Origin of the sequence: Sutcliffiella horikoshii (assembly GCF_020524325.1) — a bacterium.
Taxonomy (GTDB): domain Bacteria; phylum Bacillota; class Bacilli; order Bacillales; family Bacillaceae_I; genus Sutcliffiella_A; species Sutcliffiella_A horikoshii_D.
Genome location: NZ_JAIVKY010000007.1, coordinates 171,679 through 185,809, shown reverse-complemented (window position 1 = coordinate 185,809; position 14,131 = coordinate 171,679). Strand labels below are relative to the sequence as shown.

13 protein-coding genes are annotated in these 14,131 nt (G+C 44.4%); 3 read left to right on the top strand and 10 right to left on the bottom strand.

The genetic code is table 11. The annotated features are described in order from the left end of the window. Nucleotides 1-17 precede the first annotated feature (17 nt). The 4 genes from argS to speE form a co-directional block, all read right to left on the bottom strand. Nucleotides 18-1,685 carry an arginine--tRNA ligase gene (gene argS / locus LC091_RS09860; RefSeq protein WP_226681850.1) on the bottom strand — a complete coding sequence of 556 codons (1,668 nt, stop codon included), beginning with the start codon at nucleotides 1,683-1,685 and terminating at the stop codon, nucleotides 18-20. Continuing rightward, nucleotides 1,682-2,137 (bottom strand): DUF1934 domain-containing protein, encoded by a 456-nt coding sequence (locus LC091_RS09855; RefSeq protein ID WP_187442490.1) that lies wholly within the window; start codon nucleotides 2,135-2,137, stop codon nucleotides 1,682-1,684. Before LC091_RS09855 ends, argS begins: the two co-directional genes overlap by 4 nt. A gap of 486 nt (nucleotides 2,138-2,623) precedes the next feature. Beyond that, complete coding sequence (gene speB / locus LC091_RS09850) at nucleotides 2,624-3,496, bottom strand: agmatinase (protein WP_226681849.1); 873 nt, start codon at nucleotides 3,494-3,496, stop codon at nucleotides 2,624-2,626. A 374-nt stretch (nucleotides 3,497-3,870) separates the two neighbouring features. Continuing rightward, nucleotides 3,871-4,698, bottom strand: coding sequence for a spermidine synthase (gene speE, locus LC091_RS09845; protein WP_223493724.1), 828 nt, complete (start codon nucleotides 4,696-4,698; stop codon nucleotides 3,871-3,873). A gap of 334 nt (nucleotides 4,699-5,032) precedes the next feature. Here speE and LC091_RS09840 point away from each other — a divergent pair, with 334 nt between their 5' ends. Continuing rightward, complete coding sequence (locus tag LC091_RS09840; protein WP_226681848.1) at nucleotides 5,033-7,102, top strand: transglycosylase domain-containing protein; 2,070 nt, start codon at nucleotides 5,033-5,035, stop codon at nucleotides 7,100-7,102. A 345-nt stretch (nucleotides 7,103-7,447) separates the two neighbouring features. Here LC091_RS09840 and LC091_RS09835 read toward each other — a convergent pair whose 3' ends face one another. Beyond that, complete coding sequence (locus tag LC091_RS09835; RefSeq protein ID WP_226681847.1) at nucleotides 7,448-7,963, bottom strand: YwhD family protein; 516 nt, start codon at nucleotides 7,961-7,963, stop codon at nucleotides 7,448-7,450. 123 nt (nucleotides 7,964-8,086) lie between these two features. Here LC091_RS09835 and LC091_RS09830 point away from each other — a divergent pair, with 123 nt between their 5' ends. Further along, on the top strand, nucleotides 8,087-8,272 hold the full coding sequence (locus LC091_RS09830; protein ID WP_010197504.1) for a 2-hydroxymuconate tautomerase: 186 nt from the start codon (nucleotides 8,087-8,089) through the stop codon (nucleotides 8,270-8,272). Nucleotides 8,273-8,315: 43 nt separating this feature from the next. Here LC091_RS09830 and LC091_RS09825 read toward each other — a convergent pair whose 3' ends face one another. The 4 genes from LC091_RS09825 to LC091_RS09810 all read right to left on the bottom strand — a co-directional run bounded on the left by LC091_RS09825 (nucleotide 8,316) and on the right by LC091_RS09810 (nucleotide 12,114). Beyond that, a complete protein-coding gene (locus tag LC091_RS09825) occupies nucleotides 8,316-9,596 on the bottom strand; it encodes a DUF2254 domain-containing protein (RefSeq protein ID WP_226681846.1) in 1,281 nt (426 codons plus the stop codon). Nucleotides 9,597-9,720: 124 nt separating this feature from the next. Beyond that, nucleotides 9,721-10,227 carry a YwgA family protein gene (locus LC091_RS09820; RefSeq protein ID WP_226681845.1) on the bottom strand — a complete coding sequence of 169 codons (507 nt, stop codon included), beginning with the start codon at nucleotides 10,225-10,227 and terminating at the stop codon, nucleotides 9,721-9,723. A 30-nt stretch (nucleotides 10,228-10,257) separates the two neighbouring features. Continuing rightward, nucleotides 10,258-11,556 (bottom strand): HD domain-containing protein, encoded by a 1,299-nt coding sequence (locus LC091_RS09815; protein ID WP_226681844.1) that lies wholly within the window; start codon nucleotides 11,554-11,556, stop codon nucleotides 10,258-10,260. Nucleotides 11,557-11,889: 333 nt separating this feature from the next. Further along, complete coding sequence (locus LC091_RS09810) at nucleotides 11,890-12,114, bottom strand: DUF1450 domain-containing protein (protein ID WP_010197511.1); 225 nt, start codon at nucleotides 12,112-12,114, stop codon at nucleotides 11,890-11,892. A gap of 233 nt (nucleotides 12,115-12,347) precedes the next feature. Between LC091_RS09810 and LC091_RS09805 the strand changes: the two genes are divergently transcribed. Beyond that, nucleotides 12,348-13,115, top strand: a complete 768-nt coding sequence (locus LC091_RS09805) for an RsfA family transcriptional regulator (protein WP_226681843.1) — start codon at nucleotides 12,348-12,350, stop codon at nucleotides 13,113-13,115. A gap of 66 nt (nucleotides 13,116-13,181) precedes the next feature. Here LC091_RS09805 and LC091_RS09800 read toward each other — a convergent pair whose 3' ends face one another. Further along, nucleotides 13,182-14,063: a lipoate--protein ligase family protein gene (locus LC091_RS09800; RefSeq protein WP_226681842.1), complete on the bottom strand. Its 882-nt coding sequence runs from the start codon at nucleotides 14,061-14,063 to the stop codon at nucleotides 13,182-13,184. Nucleotides 14,064-14,131: the final 68 nt, after the last annotated feature.

Genomic DNA, 14,131 nt, shown 5'->3' with positions numbered 1-14,131 from the left:
TAGAGAGCTTTTTCGTATTACATTTTCTCTGGCGCTGAAACTCCGATTAGTTTCAAAGCATCTTGCAACGTTATTTGAACAGCTTTCATCAATCCAAGACGTGCTCTAGATTTTTCATGGTTTTCTGCATCTAGCACTTTTTCCGCATTGTAGAAACTGTGCAGCGCAGATGCCAGTTCAAATGTGTAGTTCGTGATACGGTGTGGAATGCGTTTTTCTGCCGCTTCCGCTACCGCAAGTGGATATTCTCCAAGCACTTTCAAAAGGTCGATTTCTTTCTCAGAGGAGATGTGCTCAAGCGCGAAGTTTCCTTCTAGGCTAAGGCCTTGCTCTTCTCCTTGGCGAAGCATGCTGCAAATACGAGCGTGTGCGTATTGTGCATAGAACACCGGGTTTTCGTTGGACTGGGATACTGCCAGATCCATATCGAAATCTAGATGCGTATCACCTGAACGCATAGCGAAGAAGTAACGTACGGCATCCAAGCCCACTTCTTCCATCAAGTCGCGCATCGTCACTGCTTTACCTGTACGCTTGCTCATTTTCATCTTTTCGCCGTTTTGGAAAAGGTGGACAAGTTGGATGATTTCCACTTCTAGTGCGTCTCCGTAACCAAGCGCTTCAATGGCAGCTTTCATACGAGGGATATAACCGTGGTGGTCTGCTCCCCAGATGTTGATCAGCTTGTCATGACCGCGTTTCAGTTTGTCTTGGTGGTACGCGATATCTGGTGTCAGATATGTGTAAGAGCCGTCATTTTTGATGAGTACACGGTTTTTGTCATCGCCAAATTCTGTGGAGCGGAACCAAGTTGCTCCCTCTTCTTCGTAAATGTGGCCCTGTTCACGAAGGGTTGACAACGCCTCGTCGATTTTTCCGTTGTTGTACAGGGAAGTCTCGGAGTACCAAACGTCAAAGCGGACACGGAACTCTTCTAGATCTTGTTGTAATTTTTTCATTTCGTATTTTAAACCGTATTCACGGAAAAAGCTGCGGCGGTCTTCTTCTGATTCGTTGACGAAACGGTCGCCGAACTCATCTGCGATTGCTTGTCCAATTCCGATGATGTCTTTGCCATGGTACCCGTCTTCTGGCATTTCTTTGTCTTGGCCAAGCGCTTGGAAATAGCGTGCCTCAACGGAAAGTGCCAAGTTGTTGATTTGGTTACCTGCATCATTGATGTAGTATTCACGTGTTACCTCATAGCCTGTCTTATCTAGCACGTTACATAGGGAATCCCCCACTGCCGCACCACGAGCATGTCCTAAGTGAAGGTCACCTGTAGGGTTTGCGGAAACAAACTCGACATTAATTTTTTCACCTTTACCAACGTTCGAACGTCCGTAATCCGACCCTGCTTTTAGAATTGTCGGGATTAAGTCTGTCAGGTACGCATTGTCCATGTAAAAGTTAATGAATCCAGGACCAGCGATATCGATCTTTTCGATGGATGCTTTCGACTGATCAAAATTTTTCACGATTTCTTCTGCAATCATGCGAGGTGCTTTTTTCGCTACACGTGCTAGCTGCATCGCCATGTTTGTAGAATAGTCCCCGTTTGCTTTGTCCTTTGGTGTTTCTAAGACAACAGCTGGAATTTGCTCCTCTGTCGCCAAGCCTGCTTTAAGAACGGAAGCTTTAATCTCTTCCTTCAGGCGTTCTTGTACTTGTTCTACTATATTCATCTTGCCTGTTCCTCCTCGTAGTTGATTGTTATCAAGTATTGACCGGTTATTTGATCTTGAACCTTCAATTTATAGTCAAGCTGCAAACAGCCTCGTTTCTTATCTGGATCCTTCATCATGACCACTTTTTCGGTTTCCGTTTCAAACTGAAACCTTGCTCCACCGCCCTGGTAGCTACCATCTGTCGTTTCACCGGCACGGAAAGATTGCAGCATATTGATGTCACCTGAACGCTTCAGACGCACTTCTTTGTCCGTAATTTTATAAAAACAATCGACCTTCTCCTTGCCTTCTAATTCCTCTGAGAAGACGATGTATTCTGATTCACCTTTTATGTAGTATTGACCATCTGCTCCAAACACAACAAACTCTCTGTCATTATCCGCATTAATTATTTCCGACTGGAACGTCACCTTTATCGGCATCTTTAAGTGATTTTGATTGTCTGCCATCTGGCCCCACATCCTTTTATCTTTAACGCTTATTGGTTCGCGTCGATTTTTCTATAACCTTCATAGTATAAAACAAGTAGGGTGTGGAGTTCAATAGAGGATGTCGGGAGGTTAGGAGAAATTGGTGGTTTTTGAGGTGGTTTGGTGGCGATTGGGAGTTCTGTTGGACATTTGGATTGATGTTGGTTAGGGTTCGGGTGAATAGAGTCGGTCTATTAGACAGTTTGCATGGGTATCCTTGGCTTTCGGGCATATAGAAGCGTTCTATTCGACCTTTCACACGAGTTTCCTTGGCCTTCGGGCATATAGAAGCGTTCTATTTGACCTTTCACACGAGTTTCTTTAGCCTTCGGGCATATAGAAGCGTTCTATTCGACCTTTCACACGAGTTTCCTTAGCCTTCGGGCATATAGAATCCTTTTTTATAAAAAAAGCCCTGTCCCTTAAGCAGCAAGCACTTAGAAAACAGAGCTGAATTTCAAACGTTTATTTTACCCAACCTAAAATCATTTCACGGATCAGCTTGCTCGCGGTGTTGGTAGTCTGTTCGGATGTGTCATAGATTGGCGCAACCTCAACCAAATCCGCTCCAACCACGTTTACATCGGAACCAGCAATCGCATGAATGGATGCTAGCAATTCACGGGATGTGATGCCGCCGCAATCCACTGTACCTGTACCTGGTGCATGTGCAGGGTCAAGAACGTCGATGTCGATGGTTACGTATACAGGACGGCCAGCAAGTGTCGGAAGGATTTCTTTTAGCGGTTCAAGCACCTCGAATTTAGAGATGTGCATGCCGACTTCCTTCGCCCATTGGAACTCTTCCTTCATGCCGGAACGGATTCCGAATGAGTATACATTCGTAGGGCCGATAAGGTTTGCTGCTTTCTTGATAGGTGTGGAGTGGGAAAGCGGCTCCCCTTCGTAGTCGTCACGCAGGTCTGTGTGTGCGTCCATGTGGATGATGGCAAGGTCCGGATACTTTTTGTACATTGCCTTGATGACAGGCCATGATACAAGGTGCTCCCCTCCCATTCCAAGTGGGAACTTGTCTTTTTCTAAAAGACCGTCGATGTATTCTTCAATCATTTCGATGCTTTTTTGCGGGTTACCGAAAGGCAATGGGATGTCGCCTGCATCAAAGTATTTTACTTCTTCCAGTTCGCGGTCTAGGTACGGGCTGTACTCTTCTAGTCCGATGGATACTTCACGAATACGGGATGGGCCAAAACGGGATCCCGGTCGGTAGCTCACTGTCCAGTCCATCGGCATGCCGTAAATTACTGCTTGGCTATCTTCAAAGCTTGGGTGGCTTTTAATAAATACGTTGCCTGAATATGCTTCATCAAAACGCATGGGTGGTTTCCTCCTTGGAGTGAGGGAATGGTTTCATGAAAATGATGTGTACTAATCAACTTCCTGTCGATTTCCGTTCCGGGTGTTCGCTTTCCACGGGCGGTCCGGGAGCCTCCTCACAACGCTTGGGGGTCTCCCCTGTCCCTTCCTCCCGTAGGAGTCTCACACCCTGCACTTCAATCAACAGGAGAGACAGATAAAAATATGAAGTATCTCATTTTCGTCCCTCGTAATGTCATTCATTTTTTTAAAGGGGTCTGACCCTTAGCGCTTTAACGCGCTGAGGGTCAGACCCCTCTTTAGTTCTTTATAACTTCAACGCTGTATCGGGCTGAGGGTCAGACCCCTCTTCACCCCTTTATCACTCTACCTTATTACTTCACTAAATCTGCTACGAATTTAGGTAGGGCGAATGCTGCTTTGTGCAGTTCTTTTGTGTAGTATTTTGTGTCGATTTCGTGGAAGCGGTCTTCGCTTACTTCCAGTGGGTCATGTTTTTTGGATCCGATTGTGAATGTCCACATGCCGCTTGGGTATGTTGGGATGTTTGCAATGTAAAGGCGTGTAATCGGGAAGATTTCACGTACGTCGCGTTGTACATTTGTGATTAACTCTGGTGTGAACCATGGGTTGTCCGTTTGCGCTACGAATACGCCGTCTTCTTTTAATGCTTTGGAAATTCCTGCGTAGAAACCTTTAGTGAACAGGTTTACAGCTGGTCCAACAGGCTCCGTGGAGTCTACCATGATGACATCATATACGTTTTCGCTTTCTGCAATGTGCATGAAGCCGTCGCCGACTTTCACTTCTACACGTTCGTTTTCAAGTTCTCCTGCAATTTCAGGAAGGTACTTTTTAGAGTACTCGATTACTTTTCCGTCGATTTCAACAAGTGTCGCTTTTTTCACGCTTGGGTGCTTCAGGACTTCGCGGATAACCCCGCCGTCTCCTCCGCCTACTACCAACACATTTTCAGGGTTCGGGTGTGTGAACAATGGCACGTGTGCCACCATTTCGTGATATACGAACTCGTCCTTTTGTGTTGTCATAACCATTCCGTCCAAAATAAGCATGTTGCCGAACTCTTCTGTTTCTACCATATCTAGCTTTTGGAATTCCGTCTGCTCTGTATGTAAAGTGCGTTTGATTTTCGCTGTGATTCCGAAGTTTTTTGTTTGATATTCTGTGTACCATAATTCCATTTTGTACAACATTCCCTTCCAAAAATAAATTGTTCTATCTATCTTGCGACCATAAGCGTTAGTTTCTATCGTTAAATGCTCGTTTTTATCGTTCCCTATCGATGAAAAATGAAACATTGATTTCTCGGGATTTCTTGTTTCAGTGGCCAACGAACAACCACTTTCACTTTTCTAATCACCAAGAAAAAAGTATAGATGAATCTAGCAAAAATTCAAGTAAAAAATTTATTTTTCTGCAAATGTTTAAAAAGGTTCAAAGAATTTCATACTAGGAGTAAAAACTGTTTTTATATATAGGAACTTTTGTAGCAAGGTGAAAGGGGGAACGATACAAGTGGAATTAATTACAAACGACCGGTTTCAGCAGGTTATTAAATATATTCGTGCGATGTTTTTTATTGGAATCATCCTATCAATCTCTTTCTTTCTTTTAGTTGGCGGAGTTTGGATTTATGCAAAGTCCAAGGGTGCTCCTCCCCTTTCTGTCACGCAGTCGTCAATTATTTACAGCAAGGACGGAGCGATTATTGGAGAAGCTCATAGTGGTGAGAAGCGGTACTGGGTCGGGCTCGAGGACATCTCCCCTTATTTAATTGATGCGACGGTGGCGGTGGAGGATAGGCGTTTTTTCACTCATCACGGGTTTGATCCGAAGCGAATCGGCGGTGCCATCCTTGCCGACATCAAGGCCCGGGCAAAAGTGCAAGGAGCAAGTACCATTTCCCAGCAGTACGCGCGTAATCTTTTTCTAGTTCACGATAAGACGTGGAAGCGAAAGTGGGATGAAGCCTTATATACTATCAGGATTGAGGCGAATTACTCCAAGGAAGAGATTCTCGAAGGCTATTTAAATACAATTTATTATGGTCATGGCGCTTATGGAATTGAGTCGGCGTCCTATTATTATTTTAACAAGCCTGCGAAAGACCTGACATTAGCGGAAGCCAGCATGCTTGCGGGCATTCCCAAAGGTCCTAGCGTCTTCTCGCCGTATGCAGATAGTGACCGGGCACGCCAAAGGCAAGAGATTGTGCTTTATTCAATGGTGGAAAACGGCTCCCTTACGAAAAAAGAAGTGGAAGACGCGCTTGCACAACCGCTGACTTACGGGAACCGTGAGCATCTTCCGAAAGAGTTCATGGCGCCATATTTCCAAGATGCTGTCCGTGCGGAGATTAGAAATGTTTTGGGTCTGCAAAAAGAATTAGAAATGGGCGGACTTCACATTTATACCACTTTGGACCCTACTCTCCAGGCAATTGCGGAAGAGGAAGTAGAGAAAACGTTCGACCCAGCCTCTGAAATGCAGGTCGGCTTCGTCTCAATGGAACCGAAAACAGGAAGAGTGCTCGCGCTTGTCGGTGGAAGAGATTACGAAGAGAGCCCGTATAACCGGGTGACGCAGGCAGAAAGGCAGCCAGGTTCAACCTTCAAGCCACTGTTGTATTACCGTGCGCTTGAGCAGGGATTCACGCCGTCCACCGGTTTCCGGAGTGAAGTGACGACCTTCCAAGTGGATAACGGGCGTTCCACCTACACGCCGCACAACTTTAACAACTACTATGCAAATGATGTGTTGACGATGATGCAAGCCCTGCCATTATCCGATAATGTATATGCGGTAAAAACACATCTGCTGCTTGGTGAAGAAGAATTGACCAAACAGGCAAAAAAACTTGGCATTCATTCACAAATTAAAGATGTCCCTTCTCTTGCACTTGGTACGTCCCCTGTTCGAGTGATTGACATGGCCAATGCCTACAGTGTATTTGCAAATGGCGGTAAAGAAGTGAAGCCTGTTTTTATTGAGAAAGTAGTGAATTACAAGGGAGAAATCCTCTTTGAGCGGGAAAAAGAAACAAAGCAACTGTTGGATCCTGATGTAACATTTATCCTAAATCATATGATGACGGGAATGTTTGATCCGGCGTTGAACGGCTATATGGCCGTAACAGGAAATGCGATTCTCGACAAACTGACAAGGCCTTATGCCGGAAAGTCAGGATCCACCGAAACGGACAGTTGGATGATTGGTTACACTCCGCAGCTAGTGAGTGCTGTCTGGACAGGCTATGACCGCGATCAATCGATTACGCTCTGGGCGGAGAAGCATTATGCAAAAAATTTATGGGCAGGATTTATGGAGCGCGCGCTTGATAATAAATCGGTGATGGCATTTGCGCCAACGGAAGGAGTTGTCGGTGTGCAGGTCAATCCGGAGAGCGGACTTCTTGCCACAAGCGACTGTCCGGTTTCCAGACTAAGCTATTATATAAAAGGAACTGAACCAACTGAATACTGCATGGCGCATTTAGAGGATGTAAAAGAGGAAGAAACAATTCCTGAAGACAAGCCAAAAGAAGAAAACAAAAAATGGTGGAAACGATTTGTTCCTTGGATGTAGTGTTATAAAATTCCCCCTTATGATTGTAGTGCAAGGTGTGAGACTCCTGAGGGAGATAGCGGTAGCTTGAGACCCCTCAACGAAGTGAGGAGGCTCAAGCACCGCCCCTAGGAAAGCGAACACCTGGAACGGAAATCATAAGGGAGTTTAGTGAGATTATTATAATAGTATCCTAAAAAAGTTAAAACCCCCGGGATGTCTCCCGGGGGTTTTAGGTGTCCTAGCTTTCCATGTGTTCTACACATGTGAGTTTAATTTTACTTTTTTTGTCGTAATAACTCAAGTGGGTAGAGTCGAACATTCAAAAAAATGTCACATCTTTATTTTTGATAACCTCTTGACAAACTAGTTTGTTGCTAATTGTTTTTTGAGATCATCAGTTGCTCGTTCCCACATTCCGCTGTCGTGAGCCTCGAGATAGTTTTGCAAAATAGCTTTAGAACGGTCATCCATGTGCTCCACCATGATATGGCGTTTCATGGATTTATCCATTTTATTAACATGCTCCGGCAAGGACTTGTATCCGCGGCGAATTTCTCTGTCTACCGTCATTTCACATGCTGTCACTCCGGCATAGTACGGACCTTCCTGTTTGCGGTCAATTGTTACCCACACAAGCCAGAAAGGTTTTCCGTTCGGTACATCTTCTTTGTTGGGAAGAAACTTAATCCCACGCTCTACCGTACTGCGGGCATGCATCGCGCCGATATCAACGAACGCTTCTCCACCCTCCACATCAACAAATACAGGTGACACATTATCAAGGCTGAGCGCCCCGATTCCGAACCCACCGTGCCCGTCTGTCGGGTCATTTTTTATAATATTAAAGCCAATTGGTTTCTTCTTTTTTTCCTGATCCATTTTCTAGCCCCCTTGCCATTTGTCTAGCTGCGGCGGCAAATCCGATCCTGCCGCTTGCGCTTTTCTTTTCATTATACAATAATTTACGGGAGAGTTAAAAACAATCAAAGGAGCGAATGAAAAATGCCTTATGTAACCGTGAAAATGCTTGAAGGTCGAAATGAAGAACAGAAAAAAGCATTGGTGGAAAAAGTGACAGCTGCTGTCAGCGAAACAACAGGTGCCCCGGAAGAGAAAATCGTTGTGTTTATTGAAGAGATGACAAAAGGCCACTATGCAGTTGGCGGTAAGCGATTAAGCGATCAATAATTGTTCAGAGGGATTCGGAAAGGACAGGCTGCCGAATCCCTATTTAATTTAGTAATTCGCTTAACTTCCTCTTCTTTTCTTCCACCATTTTTATATCAAGGGGCTCAAAGTATTCTTCCTTGATGCTGTCCACCAAAAACTCCCACATATCGTTGATCTTGTCCTTGATTTCCTGATTACTACCCTCGGCGATGAGCAACAAACACTCCAATATTGTTAGTACAACCGAAATATCCCGTTCCCCATAAATTCGAATCTGAAAGAATCCTGTGTATAATATCTCCTCAAATGTCCGTTGCGGAATTGTTACCCGCTTCTCTTTCTCTTCATCTAGGTAGGTAATAGCGTCCGAATCGACTTCTCCGAATTCCATCAACAACCTGCTCATGTACCGAATACAGTTGTTGGCAGTATTGGGATCGTTGATGCCCGGAGATATTGCACGCAGGGCGACTTCCGCGAGTTTTTGCAAAGCAAACTCCCCGTCTTGCAGCGGCGTACGTTCCTCCCCCACTTCAATAAATGCGGTTAGGTCCACGTCTTCTGGTTTTTCTTTTGTAAAATAAACGATGGCTATCACGCTTCGTTCGGTTACAAAGTCACCGATGCGTTTATTAAAAACAATATGAAAGCCATGTTCTTTCGCCTTGGCTGCCAACCCTTCTGCATCAATTACTTGAACATAGCCTGTTGCCTTTGGAGTAAGTTCCACTTTATCCTGAGTTGATAAGGGAATATCCATTTTTTCGAAAAGAATTTTTTCCGCTTTATAGAGTAGCTTTTTCTTTTTTACCGTAGCAAGGCCCTCTTTCATGAGACGTTCAATAAGTTTGCTGACCTGAATGGAGCGTGCTACATGGTGAATGAAAAAGACAAAATATCCTACACAAATCACCGCGAGAATGACACCAACACCTGAGGCTAACACCCGCTGTTCATCTAGCCAATCTTTCATGAACAGTAAGGACAACACCGTATAAATAAAGGACCCGACAAACACACCAAGCACTCGCAGCGTTGTCTTTTCTGTCATAAAATCTTGAAGCGTCCTAGGAGAAAACTGGCTGGAATAGGTGGTCAAGACGACCATGATGGTGGAAAAGGAAATGGTGGTCATGGTGAGAATGGCGGTCGCAATGGAACTTAGGATGGTGGTGCTTAAGTCCACGTTTGTGAAAAATATCTTGGGAAGATTGTTTTGTACAGAATCGGCAAAAACGGTATCTATTGAAATGACAATCGCTGTAAGTATAATACTTGCCAATGCGTATAGGCTCGGCACAAACCAGATTTCCTTTCTTGCTCGTAAGGTCCACTTTTCCATATGTATGTTGCTCCTCTTTTTTATCGGCTTTTTATAAGGTAGCATTCCCGTTTTTGGGTGGAGGTAAGCCTTCAGAAAGCAAAAAACCCAAAAGGATCCAACCATCCTCTTGGGCTTCTATGATTTATTGTTTGATGCATGCACGAAGGCTTCCGATATAGTCGTAGGCTTCGTTCACTTCTTCCTCTGTATAGCGCTGCTTGCTTTTCAGTGTAAAGACTTTTTCCTGGACCTCTTCTTTTGGCAGGTTCTCAAAGAACAGCACCGTGGAAACAAGCTCTAAAAAGCGGGAGCTCTGTTCGTTCATCTTGGTCATGCACTCGTTCAGGTGCGGCATTTCCAAGTCGTAGTGCGTCAAGAATTCTTCCCCGTTTTCCGTCAGAGTATACCGATATTGGGAGTAGCCCCCTTTGTTCTCTTTTAGCTCGCTTAAAAAGCCGAGATTGCAGAGTTCTTCCACTCTCAATGTCACTTCTTCGGAATATGGTCCGTAAAAATGAAAATTGTACTTTTCGTAAAATGGGTAATTTAGCTTTTTCGCAATATACACCATTTTCTGCAGCTTCTTTCTCCCGATGACTTCACCTGCAGATGCAAACACCTTCATTAATTTTGCGTGATCTGTCAACAAACCCTTTCATCTCCTAACCTTATCCGTTGCCTATATCCCTAGTATCTCTCTGATTTTTTTCTTTGCCGATTTTTTCGTCGATAAATCTTCTAGCATGTCTTGTGGAAAATAAAGCTTGTGATCGGTTCTTCTTTTGCCGGAAATGGCATCCACAATTTCAGATTCCCTTGAAAGCTCACGCACATCCCCGTTTGGCATAAGCAGGTGAATCGGAAGGCGCTCCTCTTCTTCTCCCGGACGGTAAAAGTCGTACGGCAGGTCGGACGAGGAGTCCACCACTAGATAGTATGCAGGGTCGATGCCCGCTTTCTTAAAGAGACTTGTCAATTCCATCAAGTCCATCATTTGCTTATTAGGATTAAATTCGACGTATTTAAACAAATTCCTGTTCATAAATCGTCGACATAAGTCACTTAATATCGAATCTTCTTCTTCCTGCCAGGATTGGAAGTAATACATAATCACTGCTTCATCAAGCTTTATGTAATCCTCAACTGAAATTTCTTCCTCAAATAGTGAGTAAAAATGAACAGGATGATATTTAAATGTGTAATATTCTTGGTGTAATTGTTTTGCACGGTGCAAAATCTTCGTCAAAATAACTTCTGCACTTCTCGTTACAGGGTGAAAATAAACCTGCCAATACATTTGGTAGCGGCTCATAATATAATCTTCCACCGCATGCATCCCGCTCGATTTAATGACAACCTGATCTTCTCGAGGGCGCATGACGCGCAGGATTCGCTCCATATCGAAATGCCCGTAACTGACTCCGGTAAAATAAGCGTCACGCTGCAAGTAGTCCATTCTGTCAGCATCTATCTGACTAGAAATCATGCTAACCACTAATTTATTTTTATATGTTTTCGCGATGACTTCGGCTACATCTTTTGGAAAATTCTTATGGACTTTTCGTAGCACCGCGTTAACTTCTGTGTCGCCTAGAATGATGGCTTGGGTAAAATCTTCATGATCTAAGTGGAACACCTTTTCAAAGGAATGCGAAAATGGACCATGTCCCAAATCGTGCAGCAAGGCAGCACAAAGGCATAACAAGCGATCATCCGGATTCCAGTCTTGTCTTCCATCAAATCCGTCATCAATGATGCGTCGGACAATCTCGTATACTCCCAATGAATGGTTAAGTCGGCTATGCTCCGCTCCATGGAACGTCAAATAGGTGGTACCTAGCTGGCGAATTCGGCGCAAACGCTGAAATTCCCTAGTCCCAATTAAATCCCAAACAACCCTGTCGCGCACATGGACGTAACGGTGTACAGGATCCTTAAATACCTTTTCTTCACTCAGTTTTTCGGTTGCATAACTCATTTCGTTGACCTCTTTATTTTCGGCATAATATTATCTAACTCTATTATATCGCAAATATTTTACAAGAAAAGGATGGATATTGGGTGAATAATATAACTCCTGGTAGTCTTCGTTCCGGGTGTTCGCTTTCCGAGGGGCGGTGCTTGAGCCTCCTCGGCTTCGCCTGTGGGGTCTCAAGTCTATCGCTATCTCCCTCCGGAGTCGAACACCCTGCACTTCGACAACCAGGGGAAACTCAACTCCCTTAAGGGTTTACCCTACTTCGTTGCCAATTAGTCTTTTTTTCTAGAAAAGCGAATAAAAAATCACCTATGCAGGATACAGAGGCGATTTTTATTTCTTTAGCTTTTTCTCTATTTTTTCAATTAGTTCATCTTCTGTTGGGGCGGAGACAGGACGGTTGTTTACGAATGCAAACGACTTCTTTCTTCCCGGCCCGCAATAGGATTGACAGCCCACTTCCACACATGCTCCCTCGTCCACTTTTTTTAGTTTCGGAATGAGAGTTTTCACGTTGGTTGCGTCGCAGTCATCACAAATGCGAAACTCATTTGCCATGGTTTTACACAGCCCTTTCTTATAAAAAAGTGATTGGAGTCACTTTATCGTTCGTTAACTAAAAGGTATTTTACAGGGAATCCATGGACAATGCAAGTTCATTTCTAGGAGATTCTGGGCGAAATACTGACAGATAACAATCTAGTAATTTTTTCTATGAATATGTATAAATATTTTTTTCTCCGTCAAAAATATAGACAGAACGATGATTAAATAAGGGAGTTGGATTATATATGAAAGATCGTCAAGATGCTTGGTCCGAAGAGAATGATTTATTGCTAGCAGAAACCGTTCTGCGCCATGTCCGTGAAGGAAGCACCCAGTTGAATGCATTTGAAGAGGTCGGCGACAAGCTGAACCGTACGTCTGCTGCATGTGGATTCCGCTGGAACGCGGTCGTGAGACATGACTATGAAAAGGCGCTACAGCTTGCGAAAAAGCAACGAAAACAACGTCAGCGTGCACTAGGGCAGCCTACGAAGAAGCTATTGTACACGCCGCCTGAGACTGTGGTGAATGAAGAGTTGCCGTTTGTGTTGGAGCAGATGGAGGAAAGACCAATGGAAGCTCTGGAAGAAAAGCAATCTTTTACCGCTCCACAAACAAGAGTGGAAAGAAGAGCTGCCGAACTGAAAGCACAACCATCTTTTGCAGGCTATGGAAGTGGCAGCATGGGAATGGGCATGGGATCTTCTTTATCGATGGAGCAAGTAATAAGTTTCTTACAAACCATGAAACACTCAAACGTTCATACTAGTGCTCTACAACAAGAAAATGAGAGATTAGTAAAAGAAAACGCAGAACTTGCGCGCGCTAACAACGAACTGGAAAAACGCGTGCAAAAACTACAAGACGAACAAGTCACCGTCCAAGAAGACTACGAAACACTCATGAAAATCATGAACCGTGCCCGCAAACTAGTCCTCTTCGACGAAGAAGAACACGTCCCATCCAAATTCATGATGGACCGCAACGGCAATCTGGAGAAACTGGCGGAATAGAGATAAAAAGATAAAAGGGGTCTGACCCCACTTACGTTAATGCGTTAAAGTGGGGTCAGACCCTTTTTATTTTTCTCCCAGAACTTTTTCGTTTCGTTCCACAATTCTTGCGTAGTATTGCTCGTACAAGTCCAGCTCATGGCCCTGTAAGGTGTTGGAGAAGATGGTGCCGCTAATTTCTTTCAGTGAGGTGAGAAGGCGCAGCATCACGTCTTGCACTGTTAGATTCTGACCAGTAAGCTCTGTTAGGGATGCCATCACGTTTGGCACAATAGTCGGAAATGCGAACTTGGTCGTTTCACCTTGAAGGGAGCGTTTGTAGAACTCTCCGATCATCTTTGCCCGCTCCGATCCACTTCCGTCAATGCATAAATAAATTTGAACAGCCACTCCTCCGCGAATACGACGCTGAGAGATGCCTGCAAACTTTTTATCTTCAATGCTGAGGTCGTAACTACCAGGGCAATAGGAACCGACAATTTCCTTCGCCTCCATGTTGTAAGGCATATCACGAAACATATGCTTTGTGAGCTCCCACATCGCATCATACCCACGATTGATATCGATTGCCTTCTCTCCTTCCGGAAAAACAAGGGAAATGTTCAGGACGCCTTGGTCCAGGACGACTGCAAGTCCACCCGAGTTCCTGACGATTACCTCATAGCCTTGACTGTTCAGATAATCAATTCCTGCTTGTAAGTGCGGAAGACGGGTATCCTGAATGCCTAACACCACCGTGTTATGGTGCACCCACGTCCGACATGTCGCTCCGCTGTCTCCTTTGCCAACAGCGGTGCATAATGTGTCATCCATCGCAAAAGATTGCAGCGCATGAAAATTTGTCCCTAAGGATGACTGATCTATAATTCGCCAACTCGGCTGCTTCAACAACTGAAGCGCAGGCGTGTGAATTGATGTTGATTCTGTTGATCCTGTTGGTTCTGTCATAATCTTGAATGCTCCTCTTAAATACCGTACTTATAGGTTACTTAGCATTATAATACATGGTTTTCGAG

Coding starts and splice junctions, on each gene's coding strand:
- argS (WP_226681850.1), bottom strand. CDS start 1,685: ATGAATATAGTAGAACAAGTACAAGAACGCCTGAAGGAAGAGATTAAA.
- LC091_RS09855 (WP_187442490.1), bottom strand. CDS start 2,137: ATGGCAGACAATCAAAATCACTTAAAGATGCCGATAAAGGTGACGTTC.
- speB (WP_226681849.1), bottom strand. CDS start 3,496: ATGCGTTTTGATGAAGCATATTCAGGCAACGTATTTATTAAAAGCCAC.
- speE (WP_223493724.1), bottom strand. CDS start 4,698: ATGGAATTATGGTACACAGAATATCAAACAAAAAACTTCGGAATCACA.
- LC091_RS09835 (WP_226681847.1), bottom strand. CDS start 7,963: ATGGATCAGGAAAAAAAGAAGAAACCAATTGGCTTTAATATTATAAAA.
- LC091_RS09830 (WP_010197504.1), top strand. CDS start 8,087: ATGCCTTATGTAACCGTGAAAATGCTTGAAGGTCGAAATGAAGAACAG.
- LC091_RS09825 (WP_226681846.1), bottom strand. CDS start 9,596: ATGGAAAAGTGGACCTTACGAGCAAGAAAGGAAATCTGGTTTGTGCCG.
- LC091_RS09815 (WP_226681844.1), bottom strand. CDS start 11,556: ATGAGTTATGCAACCGAAAAACTGAGTGAAGAAAAGGTATTTAAGGAT.
- LC091_RS09810 (WP_010197511.1), bottom strand. CDS start 12,114: ATGGCAAATGAGTTTCGCATTTGTGATGACTGCGACGCAACCAACGTG.
- LC091_RS09805 (WP_226681843.1), top strand. CDS start 12,348: ATGAAAGATCGTCAAGATGCTTGGTCCGAAGAGAATGATTTATTGCTA.
- LC091_RS09800 (WP_226681842.1), bottom strand. CDS start 14,063: ATGACAGAACCAACAGGATCAACAGAATCAACATCAATTCACACGCCT.